At 51.6% G+C, this 19,415-nt stretch carries 19 protein-coding genes; 8 read left to right on the plus strand and 11 right to left on the minus strand.

Annotated features, from left to right (window positions below):
• Positions 1 to 214: 214 nt before the first annotated feature.
• The 6 genes from F3H12_RS00095 to F3H12_RS00115 form a co-directional block, all read right to left on the minus strand.
• Positions 215 to 1,009 (minus strand): transglutaminase-like domain-containing protein, encoded by a 795-nt coding sequence (locus F3H12_RS00095; protein WP_149677312.1) that lies wholly within the window; start codon positions 1,007 to 1,009, stop codon positions 215 to 217.
• Positions 1,010 to 1,231: 222 nt separating this feature from the next.
• Entirely contained in the window at positions 1,232 to 1,444 is a 213-nt protein-coding gene (locus tag F3H12_RS13410) for a TrkA C-terminal domain-containing protein (protein ID WP_243133128.1), read from the minus strand.
• Between the two features lie 14 nt (positions 1,445 to 1,458).
• Positions 1,459 to 1,884 (minus strand): potassium channel family protein, encoded by a 426-nt coding sequence (locus tag F3H12_RS00100; protein ID WP_243133129.1) that lies wholly within the window; start codon positions 1,882 to 1,884, stop codon positions 1,459 to 1,461.
• Between the two features lie 32 nt (positions 1,885 to 1,916).
• Positions 1,917 to 2,531: a potassium channel family protein gene (locus tag F3H12_RS00105; protein ID WP_149677313.1), complete on the minus strand. Its 615-nt coding sequence runs from the start codon at positions 2,529 to 2,531 to the stop codon at positions 1,917 to 1,919.
• Positions 2,532 to 2,549: 18 nt separating this feature from the next.
• Positions 2,550 to 3,761: an NADP-dependent isocitrate dehydrogenase gene (locus tag F3H12_RS00110; RefSeq protein ID WP_149677314.1), complete on the minus strand. Its 1,212-nt coding sequence runs from the start codon at positions 3,759 to 3,761 to the stop codon at positions 2,550 to 2,552.
• Between the two features lie 14 nt (positions 3,762 to 3,775).
• Entirely contained in the window at positions 3,776 to 5,695 is a 1,920-nt protein-coding gene (locus F3H12_RS00115; protein WP_149677315.1) for an aconitate hydratase, read from the minus strand.
• Positions 5,696 to 6,301: 606 nt separating this feature from the next.
• Here F3H12_RS00115 and F3H12_RS00120 point away from each other — a divergent pair.
• The gene (locus tag F3H12_RS00120; RefSeq protein ID WP_188118282.1) at positions 6,302 to 6,838 is read left to right on the plus strand and encodes a DUF4364 family protein; all 537 of its coding nucleotides are present in this window, start codon (positions 6,302 to 6,304) and stop codon (positions 6,836 to 6,838) included.
• A gap of 5 nt (positions 6,839 to 6,843) precedes the next feature.
• On the opposite strand, the gene F3H12_RS00125 is transcribed toward F3H12_RS00120, so the two are convergent.
• On the minus strand, positions 6,844 to 7,620 hold the full coding sequence (locus F3H12_RS00125; protein ID WP_149677317.1) for a YdcF family protein: 777 nt from the start codon (positions 7,618 to 7,620) through the stop codon (positions 6,844 to 6,846).
• A gap of 53 nt (positions 7,621 to 7,673) precedes the next feature.
• Positions 7,674 to 8,417: a peptidylprolyl isomerase gene (locus F3H12_RS00130; protein ID WP_149677318.1), complete on the minus strand. Its 744-nt coding sequence runs from the start codon at positions 8,415 to 8,417 to the stop codon at positions 7,674 to 7,676.
• A gap of 294 nt (positions 8,418 to 8,711) precedes the next feature.
• Between F3H12_RS00130 and trxA the strand changes: the two genes are divergently transcribed.
• A complete protein-coding gene (gene trxA / locus F3H12_RS00135; RefSeq protein WP_149677319.1) occupies positions 8,712 to 9,026 on the plus strand; it encodes a thioredoxin in 315 nt (104 codons plus the stop codon).
• Positions 9,027 to 9,115: 89 nt separating this feature from the next.
• Here the strand turns inward: trxA and F3H12_RS00140 are convergent, their stop codons facing one another.
• Both F3H12_RS00140 and trkA read right to left on the minus strand, forming a co-directional pair.
• Positions 9,116 to 10,567: a TrkH family potassium uptake protein gene (locus F3H12_RS00140; RefSeq protein WP_149677320.1), complete on the minus strand. Its 1,452-nt coding sequence runs from the start codon at positions 10,565 to 10,567 to the stop codon at positions 9,116 to 9,118.
• Positions 10,564 to 11,937, minus strand: coding sequence for a Trk system potassium transporter TrkA (gene trkA / locus F3H12_RS00145; protein ID WP_149677321.1), 1,374 nt, complete (start codon positions 11,935 to 11,937; stop codon positions 10,564 to 10,566). Before trkA ends, F3H12_RS00140 begins: the two co-directional genes overlap by 4 nt.
• Positions 11,938 to 12,153: 216 nt before the next feature.
• Between trkA and F3H12_RS00150 the strand changes: the two genes are divergently transcribed.
• The 6 genes from F3H12_RS00150 (at position 12,154) to F3H12_RS00175 (ending at position 18,676) form a co-directional block, all read left to right on the plus strand.
• On the plus strand, positions 12,154 to 12,807 hold the full coding sequence (locus tag F3H12_RS00150; protein ID WP_149677322.1) for a Crp/Fnr family transcriptional regulator: 654 nt from the start codon (positions 12,154 to 12,156) through the stop codon (positions 12,805 to 12,807).
• Positions 12,808 to 13,027: 220 nt separating this feature from the next.
• Positions 13,028 to 14,683 carry an FAD-dependent oxidoreductase gene (locus F3H12_RS00155; protein WP_149677323.1) on the plus strand — a complete coding sequence of 552 codons (1,656 nt, stop codon included), beginning with the start codon at positions 13,028 to 13,030 and terminating at the stop codon, positions 14,681 to 14,683.
• Positions 14,684 to 14,921: 238 nt separating this feature from the next.
• The gene (locus F3H12_RS00160) at positions 14,922 to 15,968 is read left to right on the plus strand and encodes a serine hydrolase domain-containing protein (RefSeq protein WP_149677324.1); all 1,047 of its coding nucleotides are present in this window, start codon (positions 14,922 to 14,924) and stop codon (positions 15,966 to 15,968) included.
• 179 nt (positions 15,969 to 16,147) lie between these two features.
• Positions 16,148 to 16,711: an HD domain-containing protein gene (locus tag F3H12_RS00165; protein WP_149677325.1), complete on the plus strand. Its 564-nt coding sequence runs from the start codon at positions 16,148 to 16,150 to the stop codon at positions 16,709 to 16,711.
• 88 nt (positions 16,712 to 16,799) lie between these two features.
• Positions 16,800 to 17,972 (plus strand): NAD(P)-dependent malic enzyme, encoded by a 1,173-nt coding sequence (locus F3H12_RS00170; RefSeq protein ID WP_149677326.1) that lies wholly within the window; start codon positions 16,800 to 16,802, stop codon positions 17,970 to 17,972.
• Between the two features lie 116 nt (positions 17,973 to 18,088).
• Entirely contained in the window at positions 18,089 to 18,676 is a 588-nt protein-coding gene (locus tag F3H12_RS00175) for a hypothetical protein (protein WP_149677327.1), read from the plus strand.
• 51 nt (positions 18,677 to 18,727) lie between these two features.
• Here the strand turns inward: F3H12_RS00175 and F3H12_RS00180 are convergent, their stop codons facing one another.
• Complete coding sequence (locus F3H12_RS00180) at positions 18,728 to 19,345, minus strand: DUF3794 domain-containing protein (RefSeq protein ID WP_188118283.1); 618 nt, start codon at positions 19,343 to 19,345, stop codon at positions 18,728 to 18,730.
• Between the last annotated feature and the right edge of the window lie 70 nt (positions 19,346 to 19,415).

Genomic DNA, 19,415 nt, shown 5'->3' on the forward strand with positions numbered 1-19,415 from the left:
TTCCGTGAATAATATTACGGTGAGGCCTGCATAAAAATATAGGACAACGAAACCCGCCGCTTCTGGCGCCCCAACAACCTATAATGGCGAAATTGGACATAAAATCTCATGAGAAAGATCTTGACATGCGGTTAACGATATGAAAAAAGACCCGCGTGCGATACTGCTGCGCGGGCCATGGCAAAGCAAACATGACAAGAAAGAGATGATGGGCTTAGTATTCCCTGCTCTTGGTGTATTGGGAAGCGGGTTTTTCCATGTCAACTTTTTTCCCGCCCTTGAGCACCACCGAGTCGTAAGTGGTATCCACGATCATCCACCGATCCTCGTCGGCCAGGTAGACCTCGTTCCAGGCATGGTAGCCTTTCACGTTTGTGGAGTACCCCTTGATCAGCTTGCAGGGTATGCCCTGGCTTCTCAGCATGGCGGCAAAGACAGCGGAATAATCGTAGCAAATCCCCTTGCCATCGCGGAGAATCTCATCGATGTTCGGTACATAGGTGGTCGGGATGTTGTTGATCTTGTCATAATCATAGCTGAGATTTTCAACCACAAAGCGGTAAATGGCACCGATCTTTTCCCTGTCGGTCTTAAGTCCGGCAGTAAGCTCCTTTGCCTTCTTGATGGTTTCCATATCCTGATTCCAGTTCACCGTCTGAATGGAAGCCAGAAAGACCTTCAGCGGGTTGTCCATCTCTGCCTTGATGTTCTGGGACCTGACCGCCCGGTACTTGGTTCCCTGGATATTTTCAAAGATAACGACCTGGTAACTGCCGTTTCCGAGCTGGAGAGGGAAATACTCAAAAGAGTTCCGCCCAAACAGATCATAGTCATAGGTGTCTTCACTCTTCTGGACGCGGGTCTTGGTTCTCTTTTCGGCCGCAGGCGCATAGCGGGCACCCACAGAGCCGTCTGGAACCCTGGTATTGTCAAACTCGCTGTTAACCTGGGCTATCGGGCTGCCGATCAGTGAAGCGCCAACAATCAGCGCTATCAGCACTTTCAGCATAGGACCCCCCTCACTTAATCAAGCAAAAAACATATCCGTTTTCTCTTTTTTTACCAACTTCCGAACCAAAACAAACACATTGATGAACGCCCGGAAATTTCATCCATTCCCGGTAAAAGCAAAAGCTCGGCTTCCGCAGGCCGGTTTCTTCTCTTTAAAACCTTCCCTTTATTTCCCAGTCGCCCGCATGTCCTGCCAAGCCGCATGGCACATGGTTCACAGTCAGCTGAAGTAATCGACGATGGCTTTCTGGCAGGACTGCTTGCAGATGATGAACAGGGTATCCCTCTCCCTAAGCACGGTTTGTCCGTTGGGAACAATGGTCTCATTGCCCCGGATAACCGACATGATCATGGCTTCCTTCGGAAGCTTCATGTCCATGATCTTTCTGTCGCAGGCCTGGGACTTCTTCGAAACAACAACTTCGCTGAGCATGAGATCGCCCTGTTTCAGTTTTGCCAGCGTTTTACCGCGGAAAAGTCGATCTCTTTTTCTATCATCTCGGCGATGATGGAAGTGCTGGAAACCGAAATATCCACGCCCAGCTTTTCAAACACGGCAATGTTCTTGGGATTATTGACCCTGGCAATGGTTCTGCGGACATGGAAATTGCGTTTGGCCAACTGGCAGGCTATCAGGTTGTCCTGGTCCTGTCCCGTTACCGCAATAAACACATCGGCATGCTGGGCCCCGGCTTCTGAAAGCAGGTTGATGTCGGTTCCGTCGCCGTGCACCACGGCCACCTCCAGGTCCGAGGCCAGCTTGCTGCAATACTCCTGGTTCTTCTCGATAACCGTAATCTTATGTTTGTTGGGCAGCAGGGTTTTCACAAGGTAGTATCCCACCTTGCCTGCGCCGATAATGAATACGTTCATGGCAACATCCTTACAAGGCTGCTTTTATTGTATTAATCCACTTTTCCCGCAATGACAAGCTTGCTGCCCTTTTCCACCACCGTATAGGGATGGGCAAAGGTGAACCGGCCATCCTTCAGGATGCCGAAGATGAACCGGTCATCCTTCCGCCTGATATCGATAATCTGGCTTCCCACCAGGTCCGGATCCACATCCTCTATGGTGAAGGAAATCGTGTTTGATCCTATGGTGCAGGTGGTTTCAAAAGGCTTACCAGTCAGGAAAGCCGCAATGGTCTCCACGGTCAGGTTGGTGGGGCATATGGTTTCCAGCCCGAACTGGTGGAAGATATCCTCCCGGGCCGGATTGTAAATCCTTGCCACTACGCGCGGAATCCCGCACAGATCCTTGGCCACCTGGCTGACCATGATGTTCATGTTGTCATCCGGGGTTACCGCGGCCAGGGCATCCGCCTGATCGATACCGGCCTTTTTGAGGATGTCCTGGTCAATGGGAACACCCACCACCCTAAGTCCGCTAAAATCGTCATCCAGCTTCTCAAAAGCGGATTCATCGCTGTCGATGACGGCCACATCATAGCCTTCGCGGGAAAGCTTGCTGGCAAGGCCCGATCCCACCTTGCCACACCCTGCGATGATGATATGCATGGTACTTCCACCTCGTCGTTATCCAAGCAGCTTGTCAAGGCGCGTTTTAATCTCCAACAGGAAATCCCTGGTGTTGACCTTCCTGATCCGGGGCAGGCTGGACAGGGCAGCCAGGTCCCCGGTCATCACACCTTCCTCTATGGTCATCTTGGTAGCTTGCTCAAGTTTATCCGCGAAATCAATCAGATCCTTGAGCCCGTCAAGTTCGCCTCTCTTTCTGAGGGCACCGGTCCAGGCGAACAGGGTCGCCACCGAGTTGGTGGAGGTCTCCTCGCCCTTGAGGTGCTTGTAAAAATGCCGCTGCACCGTACCATGGGCCGCTTCATACTCATAGTACCCTTCCGGCGATACCAGAACCGATGTCATCATGGCCAGGCTTCCGAACGCGGTGGCCACCATGTCGGACATCACATCGCCGTCATAGTTCTTGCATGCCCATATGAAGCCGCCCTCGGAGCGCACCACGCGGGCTACCGCATCATCGATGAGGGTATAGAAATAGGTGATGCCCGCTTCCTCAAACTGCCGACGGTATGTAGAATCATAGAGTTCCTGGAAGATATCCTTGAACCGGTGGTCATATTTCTTTGAAATGGTGTCCTTGGTGGCAAACCAGAGGTCCATCTTCTGGTCCAGGGCATATCTGAAGCAAGCATGGGCAAAGCTTTTAATGGAGGCTTCGGTGTTGTGCATACCCATAAGCACCCCGGGTCCGTTAAAATCATGGATGACCTGGCGGGTCACGTTGCCGTCCCGATCGGTGAAGACCAGCTCGGCCTTACCAGGCCTGTCAACCTGCATCTCGGTATTTTTATAGATATCCCCGTAGGCATGGCGGGCGATAACAATGGGCTTCTTCCAGGTCTTTACAAAAGGCTCAATCCCTTTCACGAGGATGGGCGCCCGGAAGACGGTGCCGTCCAGGATAGCCCGGATGGTGCCGTTGGGGCTCTTCCACATCTGCTTCAGGTTGTATTCCCTGACCCTTTCCGCATTGGGTGTGATGGTGGCGCACTTGACGGCAACACCGTATTTTTTGGTGGCCAGGGCCGATTCCACGGTCACCTGGTCGTCGGTCTCGTCCCGGTGCTTCAGTCCAAGATCATAATATTCTGTCTTCAGATCGATATAGGGCTCTATGAGGATTTCCTTTATCCATGCCCAGATGACCCGGGTCATCTCATCCCCGTCCATCTCTACCAGCGGGGTTTTCATCAGGATTTTAGCCATTCTTTAACCTCCAATCAGAACTGCTTCTTTATCCAGGGAAGCTTTCCGCCTGTTTTGAGGATTTCGGCATCCAGCTTCGAAAGAGTATGCTCTAGCTCGATAACCGCTCCGGTGGTTTTGTTGGTCAGCTTGCATGGACCGAGGAGATCGCCGATGGCGATTTCCAGGTCATCCCCCTCGGATATCCTGTCGTAATCCTCAGGATTTTTGAAGGTCAGCGGTACAATACCGAAGTTGATCAGGTTGGCCAGATGGATCCTGGCGAAGGACTTGACCACAACAGCCTTCACGCCGAGGTACTTGGGCGCCAGCGCCGCATGCTCACGGCTGGAGCCCTGGCCGTAGTTTTCACCACCGATGATGAAACCGCCGCCGTAGGACCTGGCCTTCTCGTAGAAGGAAGGATCCACCGCTTCAAACACATGCTTGGAGATTTCCGGGATGTTGCTGCGCAGGGGCAGGATCTTGGCACCGGCAGGCATGATATGGTCGGTGGTGATATTGTCGCCCACCTTGATCAAAGCCTTCCCTTCCAGCTTGTCGCCAAGGGGTTCAAAGGACGGAAGCGGCCTGATGTTGGGGCCCCTGACAATCTCAACCTTTTTGGCTTCTTCCTCGGGCAGGGGCTTGATGATCATATTGTCGTTAACGAAGAACTTCTTGGGCAGCTCGAACTTGGGAGCTTCTCCCAGTTCCCTCGGATCGGTCAGATAGCCGGTTATGGCTGTGGCCGCCGCAGTTTCAGGGCTTACCAGGTACACCTTGGCATCCTTTGTGCCGCTGCGCCCCTCAAAATTGCGGTTGAAGGTTCTCACCGAAACGCCCTCGGAACGCGGCGCGCAGCCCATGCCGATACAAGCGCCGCAGGCGTTTTCCATGATCCTGGCGCCGGCACGGACTATGCTGGCATAGCCGCCGTCGGCAATCAGGTGTTCCACCACCTGTCTTGAGCCGGGGCTGATGGTCAGGTGCAGGTTCTCCGCGACGGTTTTTCCGTCCAGGATGGCAGCCACCATCATCAGATCCCTCAGGGATGAATTGGTGCAGGAGCCGATGGCTACCTGATCCACCTTGATGGGGCCCACTTCACGCACCCTTCTCACATTGCCCGGGCTGTGGGGAAGGGCCACCATGGGTTCAATCTCGGACAGGTTGATTTCGATGACCTCATCGTAGGTCGCATCTTCATCGGGCACCAGAAGCTGCCAGTCCTCTTCCCTGCCCTGGGCTTTCAGGAATTCCCGGGTGATCTCATCGCTGGGGAAGATGCTGGTGGTACAGCCGGTTTCGGTTCCCATATTGGTGATGGTTGCCCGGTCGGGAACGCTCAGGGTTTTCACGCCCTCGCCAAAATATTCGAAAACCTTGCCCACATTGCCTTTAACATCCACGCGCCTCAGCACTTCCAGGATAACATCCTTTGCGGAAACCCAGTCGTTGAGGCGACCCGTCAGTTTGATGCCCACAATTTTGGGATACTTGATTCGGAATGGCGCGCCCGCCATGGCGCATGCCACGTCCAGTCCGCCCGCACCCATGGCAAAGCAGCCTATGCCGCCGGCAGTAGGCGTATGGCTGTCAGAGCCGATAAGTGTATTACCCGGACGCGCGAAGCGTTCCAGGAATACCTGGTGGCAGATGCCGTTGCCCGGCCTGGAGAAATAAAGACCGTACCTTTTGGCAACGCTCTGAAGGTACAGGTGATCGTCCGCGTTCCTGAAATCGGTCTGCAAGGTGTTGTGATCGACAAAGCTGACGCTGAACTGGGTTTTGACGCGATCAATGCCTATGGCCTCGAACTGGAGATAGGCCATGGTTCCCGTGGCGTCCTGGGTGAGCGTATTGTCGATTTTCAGGGCCACTTCCTGCCCTGCAACAGCCTCCCCTTCCACGATGTGCCTGGATAGAATTTTTTCCGTAATGGTTCCTGCCATGTGTTCTATCACCCTTGCTATGTTTTTTATTGTGAATTCAGGGACCCGCAAGAGCCCTGAAATAAAATCAAGGCGCCGGTTATTTCTGTGGTTGGATAATGCGCCCATCCCATGCCCGTTCCAAAAAACGGCGGGCCATCCTTTTGTGAACAAACCTATTATATAATACACCACCCCGGGTGACAAGCCGGACATGACCTGAACGCCGTTTCAGACCGCGCTGCCTTTATTGCTTCTTTTTTTACGCTTTAGCCCGATATTATCTATCCAGAGCCCAAGGAACAGATCAGCAATTTCACCAATTAACTCTATGAAAAACTCAATCATACGCGCTCCCCCCTGTTCTTGTCAGGCAACATATTATTATATGAGATATCGGGACAGCCGGAAGCTGTTGCGTATTCGATAGGTATTATATATGGGTATCCCCTGATTTTTAAGTGAAAAAGCAAAAATTTAATGCATATTTAATCATTTTGCTAAAGGCTTTTAATCCTTGTCCAAGAACAGTGAACCGTATCTCTAATGATGTGTAAAGACACTTCACTTTTTATAACAGCTCTGATAGAATCCAAGCATGTAAACCATAAACGGGGAGTTGGCGCCATGGATTACGAGAGCTATGAGAAAGCGGAAAACAAGGTTCTTTTGCTCTATTTTCTCAAGCACATCCGGATACCCGTCAGCAACATGCAGTTAACCCGAATCATGCTGGAGAACCGTTTCATGAACTATTTTCTGCTGCAGCAGGGATTGCACGAGCTGATCAAGGACAAGCTGGTGAACTGCGAAACACGGGACAGCCTCGACTACTACACCCTTTCCGCCCAGGGCGAAAAAATCCTTGAGATGTTTGAAAATATCCTCCCCGCCGGCATCCAGGCCAGGGTCAGGGAGGTTGCGGAGGCAAACCGGCCCGCCGTCAGGCAGGAAGCCTCGGTCATCGCCGAGTACGTCCTGGAGAATGAGAACGAATATGAGGTGAAATGCAAGATCGTTGAGGATTTCAAGCCCCTCATCGATATTCGCCTGTCGGTAGGATCAAGGGATGACGCCAGGCTCATCTGCAACAACTGGAAGGCCAAAGCCAAGGAGATCTACCCCCAGGTCATCGGCGTTCTCCTGGGCAAGGATAAGGAATAGCCACACTAGTGATCCAGCAGCATGGATTTGATGAAAGCGAAGAATTCCCTGAGATAACTGTTCAGCACAATGACCGACGGTGTGGGAGCGGGTATGGCATAGGCCTCAAACCCGTTCCTTTTGGCAAGGATCCTTGCCCTGAGCACATGGAAATCGCTGGTGACAAAAACCAGCCTGACCGTTTCCCCGGGCTCCGCCCCGATCAGGGCACGACTGTACCTGAAATTCTCCATGGTGCTGGTGGAGCGGGTCTCCCTGAGGATGGCGTCTTCGGGAATACCCGCATCGATCAGGTATTTCGCCATGGCATCCGCCTCAGGCATGGGCTCGTCGGCTCCTTGCCCGCCCGATACGATGATGGTCACATGGGGATTGGCACGATAATAGGCTACCGCCTCATCCAACCGGTTGATCAGGGACAGGGTGGGCCTGCCGTCAGGCCAGATGCCGCACCCCAGAACAAGCAGGTAATCCACCTTACCGGCCAGTTCGGCACGATGCAGCAGCGGGTCGGCAATGATCAAACCTTCAACCAGAACAAAGATGGCCAGGCATACGATGAGAATCACCCGCAAAAGCGTTCTCAGCCGCTTGCTTTTCAAGACGGGCCTTTCCACGAATGCCATCTTGAACGCAGCAGCAATCAGAACCAGGCCGATCAGACCGGGCAGCACAATTCCCAGGTTGACATTCCTGACATAATACCAGGTAAAAGCCGAATCCAATATCAAAAGGGCGCCCAAAACCGTAAACAGGACGCTGAACAATCTCTTTTTGTCCAATGCCAACCTCACTCAGTTTAATTCAGGATAGTCCTGATACAACCCCCTGAATGCTATTTGATCTCCTGTATTTCAATGGTGTAAATCGTCACGTTCTCCAAAGGCTTGTCGGCCTCGTCGGTCTCCACGGCAGCGATTTTGTCCACCACATCCATGCCTTCGTAAACCTGACCGAACACGGTATGCACAAAGTTGAGCCCCGGTGTGCCCCCATGTTTCTTAAACAGCCCTATCAGATCCTCGGGATAACCGGCTTCCTTCATGGCGTTGACTTCGCCTTCGGTGATCTGGTCCCTCTGGACGATGAAGAACTGGCTTCCATTGGTGTCTGGTCCGGCATTGGCCATGCTCAAGGCGCCCCTGTAATGGAGCAGGTTCAGGGAAAACTCATCCTCAAAAGGCTCACCCCATATGCTTTCGCCACCGGTACCATCGCCTTTCGGATCCCCGCCCTGGATCATGAAGTCATCGATGACCCTGTGGAAGGTCACATTATCATAATAGCCGTTCTTCGAATGGGTTACGAAGTTTTCCACCGCTTTGGGAGCTTCTTCGGGAAACAGCAGGATCCTGATATCGCCCATGCTGGTTTTCATGATCGCAACGGTATCCCCTGCCTTCGGCTCCCTGAGCTGGTATCCGGCAATATACTTCAGCTGGGTTGTTTCAGTGGACTCGGGTGTCCCGGTGGGATTCTGGGTCTTGTCTTCCTCGCTTGGTGCCATTTTGGATGTGCAGCCTCCTGTCATGAATAATACAATCAGTGCAACGATTGCGAAGATCCTTATGTTTTTCATCTGTCGTTCCTCCATTTGCCCGTGTACCGGCAATCCGTCCTTTATCGCCGGGCGAATCCCATTTTAATGCCCGAACTATTCGGAGAACCTATTATACCACATCGTTCGGACGCATGAAACCATGCTCTGGTCAAAATGCGGCTGCCCGGCTATGCTGGCAATGGGATGCCCTGTTGGTTGTGAGTGTGACTTTGTTACTGTATAATTAATCCTAGCAGCATTATATTATTAACAAAGACAGTTCAAATTAACCTGACAGATTCCAAAGCATATGACAGGTTTTTTGAAAGGAGTATGATCCCTATGAATATTACGAAAGCCAATTTTGAAGCGGAAGTTCTGAAATCCGACATACCCGTTCTGGTTGACTTCTGGGCTCCCTGGTGCGGGCCATGCAGGATGCTCAGCCCGGTGATCGAGGAGCTTGGCCGCGAGTTGAAGGATCAGGCAAAGGTTGTGAAGATCAATGTGGACGAGGAGCCTGAGCTGGCCTCCCAGTTCGGGGTCATGAGCATTCCAACCGTCATCGCCTTCAAGAACGGAAAAGCCACCTCCAAGGTTGTTGGTTTCCGGGCCAAGGAAGAGCTGAAAAGCCTGCTGTTGAAGTAGTCCCTACCACATATAAAACCAATTCCTGTTTACCCCGAATCTCAGCCCGACTTTATTGAGGTTCGGGGTTTTAATATGCTTAATGGTTATCAGATGTTCGCCCGTCTCCAGGATGAAGGCGAAAATATCAGCAGAACAGGCAAGATTTCAAGCCTTCCGACAATCATGTCAAGCGATAAAACGATTTTGCTCAGCAGTGAAAAGCTTGAAAAATTACCCATAGGTCCTACCAGCCCGAGACCCGGCCCGACATTTCCGATGGCACTGATCACCGCAGTGACGGATGTTACCAGGTCTTTCCCCTCCAGTGTCACGACGAGGGTGGAGCATGCGATAGCTACCAGATAGAAGAAAAAGTACGTCAAAACGCCGATCTGGGTTTCCTCATCAACAACTTTACCCCCGATCTTCACGCTATAAATTGATCTGGGATGTATAATCTTGACCACTTCACGCTTGGCAATCCTAAACAACAGGAGAATCCGGATGCATTTCATGGCGCCTCCTGTTGATCCGGCGCACGCCCCCACAAACATCAGGATGATCAGGATAACCTTGCTAAATGTAGGCCAGAGGTTAAAGTCTGCTGTGGCATAGCCGGTTGTGGTAATGATGGAACTGACCTGAAAGGATGCGTGTCTCAGGGCCTCCCCAAAATTTTGGTACACCGTCCCTACGGTATTGCACATAATGAGTACGGTGGAAATAACCACGGTACCCATATAGAACAGGAACTCCTCGTTATGCAGGAAGGCCTTGGGATTACCTTTAATCGCCTGGTAATACAGCGAAAGATTCACTCCGAACATCAACATGAATACAGTGATAATGATTTCCACCGCCAGATTATGATACGCTCCCACACTCTCGTTCATATTGGAAAAACCACCTGTACCGGCAGTACCGAAAGCATGGATGAAGGCATCATAGATTGGGAGTCCGGCAATATGCAGCAGCAATAGCAGCACCAAAGTCATGGCTAGATAGATGGCATAAAGAATTTTAGCGGTCTGCCCTATCTTAGGAACCAGCTTTCCCGGTAAAGGTCCCGGGCTCTCCGCCTGCATGATATGAAGCGAACCTGCCTTGGTTGATGGCATGACAGCCAGCGTCAGCACCAGCACACCCATTCCGCCGATCCAGTGGGTGAAGCTTCTCCAGAACAGGAGTCCCTTTGGAAGGTTTTCAATATCATTCAGGATCGTAGAGCCTGTGGTTGTAAAACCGGAAACACATTCAAAAAATGCATCAATGAATCTGGGGATAGCCCCGCTGAGAAAAAAAGGGAGCGCCCCAAAAGCTGACATCAGCAGCCAGCTCAGAGCCACTAAGGCAAAAGCGTCCCTGGTATATAAATTTTCATAGCCGACATTTATCCGTGAAGCCGCCGTACCTAATACGAGCAGTAACAGAATGGTGATTAAAAACGAGGAGAAGTCATCTTGCCTATTGAGCAGGGACACAAACAATGAAGGCAGCATGCTTGCTGCCTCAATAATAAGCACGTATCCCAGGTTCTTGACGATCAGCCTGATATTCATTCAAGCTTCCCTCCAGGAGCTAATATATCATTCAAATCAGTCAAACCACCGTTCATGGTTATCACAATAACGCTGTCGCCTGACTTAATCGCGTCATCGCCGTGAGGTATAATTATCCGGCCTTTCCTTGCGATAGCCACTACCAGCGTATTCTTTACCAGTTTAAGCTTTTTGAGAGGTATATTGAGAAATCGTGTCGAAGCCCCTGCAATAAATTCTATCGCTTCCGCCTTGCCGTTGATGATGCGGTAAAGCGTCTCAACGGGGTTGCCTATGGCATTCTTCATACCGCGGACATAGCGCAGAATATAGTTGATTGTGATCAGCTTGGGATTGATAACGTTATCTATGTCCATTTTCTTAACCAGTTGGGGATAATTGTTTCTGGTCACCTTGGCAATGACCTTCCCCACCCCCAATTGCTTGGCTGAGAAGGCCGTCATCAGGTTTTCTTCGTCATTGCCTGTCAAACATATAAAGGCATCCATGTCCCGAAGATTTTCAGAAAGGAGTAAAGACTCATCGGTGCCATCTCCATGGATAATAAGCGTGTCAGGAAGCAGCTCGGTGAGTTCCATGCATCTCTCTTTATTTTTTTCGATAATCTTAGCTTTCATGTCGGTTTTCTTGATATACTGGACCAGATAATAAGCAATCAGGCCGCCTCCGATCACCATGATATTCCTGATTTTTTGTGTACATCTTCCGATTTGTTTGCAGAAATTGTATACGCTGGACGGGCTTCCAACAATGTAAAGGGTATCGCCTTTTTGGATCTCATAATCACCGTTGGGGATGAGGAGTTCTTCCCCTCTCATCACAGCACCGACCAGGATATCCGAAGAAATAGTTTTGGAGATGTTTCTTAATTGCATCCCGATGATGGGCATGTCTTCATCTGCCAGAATCTCTACAATCTCTACTCTGCCTCGCGCAAAAACTTCTATATTGACTGCCGAAGGAAAACTAAGCACCCGTGCAATCTCACCGGCAGCGGCTTGCTCGGGGTTTATAACAAGATCAAGACCAAGTTCATGTTTCAGAAGCGAAAGTTCATTGGCATATTCAGGGTCTCTGATTCGAGCGACCGTATGTTTGGCGCCAAGCCTTTTGGCGGTAAGGCAACAAACCATGTTCAGTTCATCCCTGGATGTAGCTGCAATGACCAGGTCCGCCTGCTTGACACCTGCTTCAATCATGACGCCGGCATTGACGCCGTTCCCTTTTATGCACATGACGTCCAGATTCTCTCTGGCCTTCTGGAGCGCCTCATCATTTTTATCAATAATGACTACATCATTATCTTCCCGGGAAAGGGTCTCAGCCAAGCTGTAACCTACTTTCCCATCGCCGATGATGATTATTTTCATAGTCCAAGAATCACTACCATCGTTCATTTAATTATGGATAGGCTCAGTATATTCAGTGTATTAAACGTGATTTGTTTTGTCAACTCAATTCTAGCCACACTTCGGTCACGCATCCGAACCTGTCTACCCGAGGTGAAAGCCATTCACGTTCATGTTATACTATCCGTAAGGAACTTCTGCAGATATTGACGGCAGGCAAACGGCGGGTGATAGGATATGCTGGATGATAAGACGTTAGCCGAGCTGCGCAAGGCTTTTCCGTTTGTGGAGGAGTTGGGGCATTCTATGAACCTGTTGCGCGATTCGGCCAGTCTGCACCGCTTCGATGCAGGCGCTTTTCTCATGGATGAAAACCGTCATTGCCCGGGAGTTATTTTCATTTTGTCGGGCGTCATCCGAATCCTGAAGATCTCGGAGGAGGGAAGGGAAATCACGCTATACCGCATTGGCAGGGGTGAAACCTGCGTGCTCACGGTGGCCTGCCTTTTGGGAGTCGGGGACGTGCCTTTCCCCGTTTCCGCCATTGCCGAACAGGATGCCACCGTGGTCCTGATCCCGGCAGAAACTTTCAAAAAGCTTTTCTATGCGTCCCTACCGGTCCAGAAATTCATCTTTTCCGCCATGTCCGCGAAATTTTACTCGGTGCTGGGGCTCATCGAAAACATGACTTTCAAGCGCACCAGCGACCGTTTGAAGGATTATCTCATCTCCAAGACCGCCGGTGGCGTCTATCCCCTCTATGCCACCCATGAGGCCATCGCCGCAGATCTGGGAACCGCACGCGAAGTGGTCAGCAGGCTGCTGAAAGATTTGGAGAGCAAGGGCATCGTCAGCCTGAGCCGGGGGAAAATCCTGCTGCTCAAACCCTAGGAAAATTTGTCCCCATTCCTTTCCTGCCCCACAGCCAATCCCGCCGGGGCATTTGACTGTAACATTGTCACTGGGGCTGCCCGCCCATCCATTGTATCATGTGCTTAGGCAGTACCGCATGGCCCGGAAGGCCGGCTGCTGCTCTGCAGATTATCTGCATGCGCGCCAGGCTGTACCGCCCTTTTCCCCCATGCATTCCATCTGCGAGAGGAGTGTACCCATGAGCAGGAAGATAGTGATTGTAGGCGGCGTTGCGGGAGGTGCAACCGCCGCAGCAAGGCTCAGAAGGCTGGATGAAAACGCCCGCATCGTCATGTTTGAAAAAGGCGAGCATATTTCCTTTGCCAATTGCGGTCTTCCCTATTACATAGGCGGCGTGATCCGGAGCAAGGATAAGCTGACGCTACAAACGCCCGAATCCTTTTCCCGGCGCTACAATGTGGATGTCCGGGTCAAGAGCGAGGTTATCCGGATCAACCGGCAGGACAAAACCGTTACCGTTAAGGACCATCATACCGGAAACACCTATGAGGAAGCGTATGATGTGCTCATCCTTTCACCCGGAGCGGAGCCCATGGTGCCCAATCCTGACTGGGCGCGGCTTGACGCTGTGTTTACCCTACGCTCCATTCCGGATACCTTTAAAATCACGGAATATGTTCAGAGAATCAATCCCCGCCGGGCCGTTGTTGTGGGCGCCGGCTACGTGGGCATGGAAATGGCAGAAAATCTTCACCAGTTGGGACTTGAGGTGTCCATCATCGAGATGGCCGATCATGTGATCCCGCCGCTGGATGCCGAAATGGCCGCAGAGGTCCATCATCACATCCTGGGTAAGGGTATTTCCCTTTACCTGGGCAAAGGCCTGACGGCCATCCGGCAATCCGCCGGGGGTTACGAACTGACTTTAAGCGACGGAGAAAACCTGACTGCCGACATGGTCATCCTGGCAGCGGGCGTCCGCCCCGACAGCCGACTGGCCGTGGAAGCCGGACTGGAAACAGGCCTGCGGGGCTGCATCGTCACCAATGACCGCATGCAGACCTCCGACCCGTCCATCTATGCCGTGGGAGATGCCATAGAAGTCAAGGATTTTGTGACAGGAAAAAAAGTATTCGTGCCCCTTGCCTCACCGGCCAACAAGCAGGCGCGGATCGCCGCCGACAATATCTGCGGGCTTGACAGCACCTATGGCGGGACCCAGGGCACGGCCATCCTGAAGGTCTTTGATATGACCGTGGCGGTCACCGGAAACAGCGAACGGGCACTGAAGGCCGCTGGGGTGGACTACGAAAAATCCTATACCTACAGCGCTTCCCATGCGGGATATTATCCCGGCGCAACCTTCATGACCATCAAGCTGCTGTTTGAAAGAAAGTCCGGGACCATCCTGGGCGCCCAGATCGTCGGCCACCAGGGAGTGGATAAACGCATGGATGTGCTGGCTACAGCCATCCGGGCCAGGATGACGGTCCGGGACCTGGCCGGCCTGGAACTGGCCTATGCTCCCCCATTCGGTTCGGCCAAGGATCCTGTCAACATAGCCGGGTATGTGGCTTCCAATATCCTGAACGGTACCATGCGGATTTTCCATTGGCATGATGCGGACGGGCTCGACGCTTCCCGCGCTACGCTTCTGGATGTGCGGACAGAAGCGGAATTTAAAAAGGGAACCCTGAAGAATGCCGTCAATATCCCTCTCGATTCCCTCAGGGAGCGCCTGGACGAGCTGGACAAAAACAAGCCGGTATATGTTTTCTGCCAGGTCGGATTCAGAAGTTATGTGGCCTCCCGCATCCTGATGCAGAAAGGATTCAGGGAGGTTTACAACCTTTCGGGCGGCTACCGCCTGTATAAGCTGGTCGCTTCCCGTTGAAACCACAGGCAAATGACCGAAACCTTTCCGGACGGCAGGCCGAAATGGCCTGCCTTTCTTCCAGAAAAAAACTCCTGTTGATTAAAATGCACATCGATGCTATGATTATGATATTATGGAATCTCCATGAAGTTCTTATCCTTGCTATATAAAGCTCGCCCGGCATGCTCAAAGAAAGGAACAGGATGGTATATGCCAAGTATAAACGCTTCGGGATTCCGGTAAAGGATGTGGCACAATGACTTACAAAATCAAGGGTATCCTGGTGTTGATCCTATCCATCCTGCTCCTTGGGGGATGCGGTTCAACGGCAATGACATATGCTCAGAAGGAAATGGCAAGGCAGATAGACCGGCTATGTACCGAAAAGAACTTCAATGGCGCGGTTCTCGTGGTCAACAAGGGACAGGTCATTCTGAGCAAGGGCTATGGCCTGGCCAATTACGAAGAAAAAACGCCCAACAGCCCGGATACGGTGTTCAGAATAGCATCCCTCTCAAAACAGTTCACAGCGGCAGCCATTCTGCTTCTTGAAGAAAGAGGTCTCCTGAAAACAGATGACCCTCTCAGCAAATACATTCCCGACTTTGCAAACGGCGATCGGATAGCCTTGCATCACCTGCTCACCCACACGTCGGGCATTACCGATTACATATCCCTGGTGGACAAAACCGGCGATCATGCCTATGCTCCCGCCGTGCTTATCGCGCAGATTAAGGACAAGCCCCTTTTGTTCAATCCGGGGGAGAAATTCGCATACAGCAATTCCAACTATGCCCTGTTGGGATATATTATCGAACAGGTCTCCGGTATGAGCTATGGGGATTTTATGGCAGAAAACATCATTAAACCCCTGGGCATGGAGAATACAGGCTATGCCCCAAACGAAACATTGCCGGGGCGGGCTGTCGGCTACGACAATATCCGGGATGGCAGCAAAGCAACCCCCATGAATTTGACGGTGGCCTATGCCGCCGGTGGTCTGGAATCAACGGTGCAGGACCTGTACAAATGGCTTCAGGCTTTGGATGGCACCACGCTCTTGTCTGAAAAATCCCGAAATAAAATGTTCACCCGCCACCTGAGCAATTACGGCTATGGCTGGATGATCAGCCACTTTTCAGAGGACATCATGTGGCATTCGGGAAGCTTAAACGGATTCTTATCGGTCATTTACCGGGATACCAAGCAGGATAATGCGATCATCATCCTGTGCAACAATTATCTGACCAACCTGGGGATGCTGAGAGATAAGATTAATGAAATCCTCAAAGCAGGGGAATAGGCCAACTTGTCCGCCGCAAAGGGCATTTCCGGTCCCCCCCATGAACACCGCTGCGGCTTTTTCGATGGCAGATACAGACAGCCGAAAACATCTGTGGTAATATAAAAAAAGTATGCGGCGTAACGGCGAACCGGCCTTTTGGCCGACGGTCCGATAACAGGGGGGTGCAGGCAGGAATCATGACACCAAGAGAGATTCTGAACTTTTTGGGCGTGGCGGAAAAATTGAAATCGGTACTGCGTCATTCATGGACATCCACCGGCAGGCAGGAAAGCGTGGCGGAGCACAGCTGGCGCCTCTGTGTCTTTGCCTGGCTTTTGAAGAACAGGTTTCCGGACATCAATATGAACAAGGTTATCAGGATGTGCCTGTTCCATGATCTGGGCGAAGCCCTGACCGGTGATATCCCAAGCTTTGAAAAGACCGGCAGTGATGAGAACACCGAAAAACTAGCGATCAGCCGGATACTTGATATGCTGGACGACGATCTGAAAGCTGAACTTGCAGCATTGTTCCGCGAGATGGAAGAGCAGAAGACCCGTGAAGCCAGGCTGTATAAAACGCTTGACAAGCTGGAGGCAGTCATCCAGCACAACGAGGCCCCCCTGGAAACATGGATCCCCCTGGAATATGAGCTCAATCTCACTTACGCCGACGATTATGTCAAGGGCGACCCGTTTCTGGAGGAATTCCGGGAGCAAATGAGAAAAGATACACTGGAGAAGATAGCCGGCGGAAAATAATTTTTTCCGCCGACTTTTGTTGAAAGCGGTTGGCAGTCGTGCTATGATAAGATTGTTAAAAAAAATACAAAACGCAGGAGGAAACACTATGACAATCGGAGAACGCTCTCTACAAAAACACAAAGAATGGGGCGGTAAAATAGAGATCATCAGCCGTGCCCCCGTCAACAACAAGGAAGATCTGTCCCTCGCCTACACTCCGGGCGTGGCTGAGCCCTGTCTGGCGATCCAAAAGAACGTGGACGATTCCTATATCTATACCCGTCGCTCGAACCTTGTTGCGGTTATCACAGACGGTACGGCCGTTCTGGGACTTGGCGATATCGGGCCTGAAGCAGGCATGCCGGTTATGGAGGGCAAATGCGTCCTCTTCAAGACCTTTGGAAACGTGGATGCCTTCCCGCTCTGCATCCGTTCTAAGGACGTGGATACCATTGTCAACACCATCAAGCTGATCGCCGGCAGCTTTGGCGGAATCAACCTGGAGGATATTTCCGCTCCCCGCTGCTTCGAGATAGAGCGCAGGCTGAGAGAAGAACTGGACATCCCTGTATTTCATGATGACCAGCATGGCACGGCAATTGTAACAGTGGCTGCCATGCTCAACGCACTGAAGATCTGCAAGAAGAATATCGAGGACATTGAAGTTGTCGTCAATGGTTCCGGCGCGGCTGGTATCGCCGTAACCAGGCTTCTGATGAGCATGGGCATGAAAAAGGTCATCCTGTGCGATACGAAGGGCGCCATCTACAAGGGCCGCGACAATCTGAACCCCGAAAAAGCCATGATGGCCGAGATCTCCAACCTGGAAATGAAGAAGGGCACCCTGCGGGATGTTATCAAGGGCGCCGATGTCTTCATCGGACTTTCCGGTCCCGGTATGGTGGATGAGGACATGGTCAGGAGCATGGCCAAGGATCCCATCATCTTTGCCATGGCCAATCCGATTCCTGAAATCATGCCCGATGCGGCTTTAGCTGCCGGTGCCAAGGTTGTGGGTACAGGCCGCTCCGATTTCCCGAACCAGATCAACAACGTGCTGGCCTTCCCCGGTATCTTCCGTGGAGCTCTGGATGTGCGGGCCAGCGATATCAATGATGAGATGAAGATCGCCGCAGCAAAGGCCATCGCATCCCTGGTTTCCGACGAAGAGCTGTGTCCGGAATACATCATCCCCGCTCCTTTCGACAAGCGCGTTGGTCCGGCTGTAGCCGAAGCCGTAGCCGAAGCCGCCAGAAGGACCGGCGTTGCCAGGATCTAATGGCTGAAGGTATGTAAGTTTTTGGCCAGGCCTATCACATATCATCAATAAATACTAATCCCCCTGTCTTGCGCGTATAGATAGAATAAGCCAATGGTCAAGGCAGGGGGATTTTTGTGCCCAGGAACAAGGCAACCGTTGCCTGTGATATCACCGATACGGTAAACCTGCAGTATCGGTCCGAAGGATACGAAATCCATCATGTCAGGGCAGCCATAGGCCATATAGGATGCGAAACGGCCGAAGGCAAATTCTGCCTGGTTTATGGCGAGTATACCCTCTTCCTGCTGCTCAGAAGCACGTCAAAAAAGCATGAGTACGGCATAAAGGCCATCCGGAGCCCGTTCATCAGAGCCATCCCATTGGACGGGAATCTCTCGGTTTTTTCCAACAGTTCCAGGCTCCAGGTCTCCCTGATCGGCTCCCCCGAATGTACCCTGGAGGATATGGAGACCCATCCCGGAGGCAAAAACATGTCCTGCCGTATCACGCTATCCTATCGGCTTGAATTCCGGGACTCCGCAGAGGGTGAAGAAAAGCCCTATTCCGGGACATCCTCGGCCGGCGAAGCGACGGACTCGTCCGACAGCAGCTCCGTAAAGGTATGGCGGGTGGACAGTTCACAGAACCATACCATCGAGAAGCTCCTGGGCATAGACAGGGACACCCTGATGCAGTTCAACAAAAGCCATCAGCAGGAATAAGATATAAGACACAAAAAAAGAGGGCTGTAAAACAGCCCTCAGCGTTCAGGATTAATAATAGCGGCCTTTATATGGAAAGGCTTCCTTTGCGCAGAACTTCTCCTTGTCATAGTCCTTGTCATAGTCCTTGCATTTGTCCTTGTCCTTTTCTTTATCCTTGTCCTTATCCTTGTCCTTGAACTCGTCCACGGTAACATGCTGTACCCTGACGACCTTGAAGGTAAGGCGGACAACGACTTTCTCAAGGAGCTTCTCATAAGCGGGAACGCCGCAGACAATGGTCTTGGACTGCAGATCGTCAATCTCGCCTTCCACGACAGCTTCTATGAGTTCGGGGGTGTCTCCCGGACATACTTTTTCACCCTCAACGGGGCAAATGGTCACGAAGCCGCCGAAGGGGATCTTGGTGGTCAGATGGAAGACAGGTCCGTTGACCGAATCGTCATGGACATGCTCCACGGTCTTGTAAACAATGTTCTTCCACAGGTAGGCGTTGAAAATAACCTTCCCGGGAATGACCTTCACATCATACACCTCGATCCACTTTTTGATCTCCTTGATCTCAAAAATCGGTGGACTCGGCGGAGAAACCTTTATCTCTTTCTCGATAAAGAATTGCTCGCTGCCAACACCTACAACAACAGGGACCTGAAGTTCTTTCTTGCCCATTCTTTCATCTCCTTTCATGAATATTGTTTTTTCGGGTATTGCTCTGTCGAACAAGCCCACTACATACTAT

The organism is Thermoclostridium caenicola, assembly GCF_900142095.1.
Lineage (GTDB): Bacteria > Bacillota > Clostridia > DSM-8532 > DSM-8532 > Thermoclostridium_A > Thermoclostridium_A caenicola.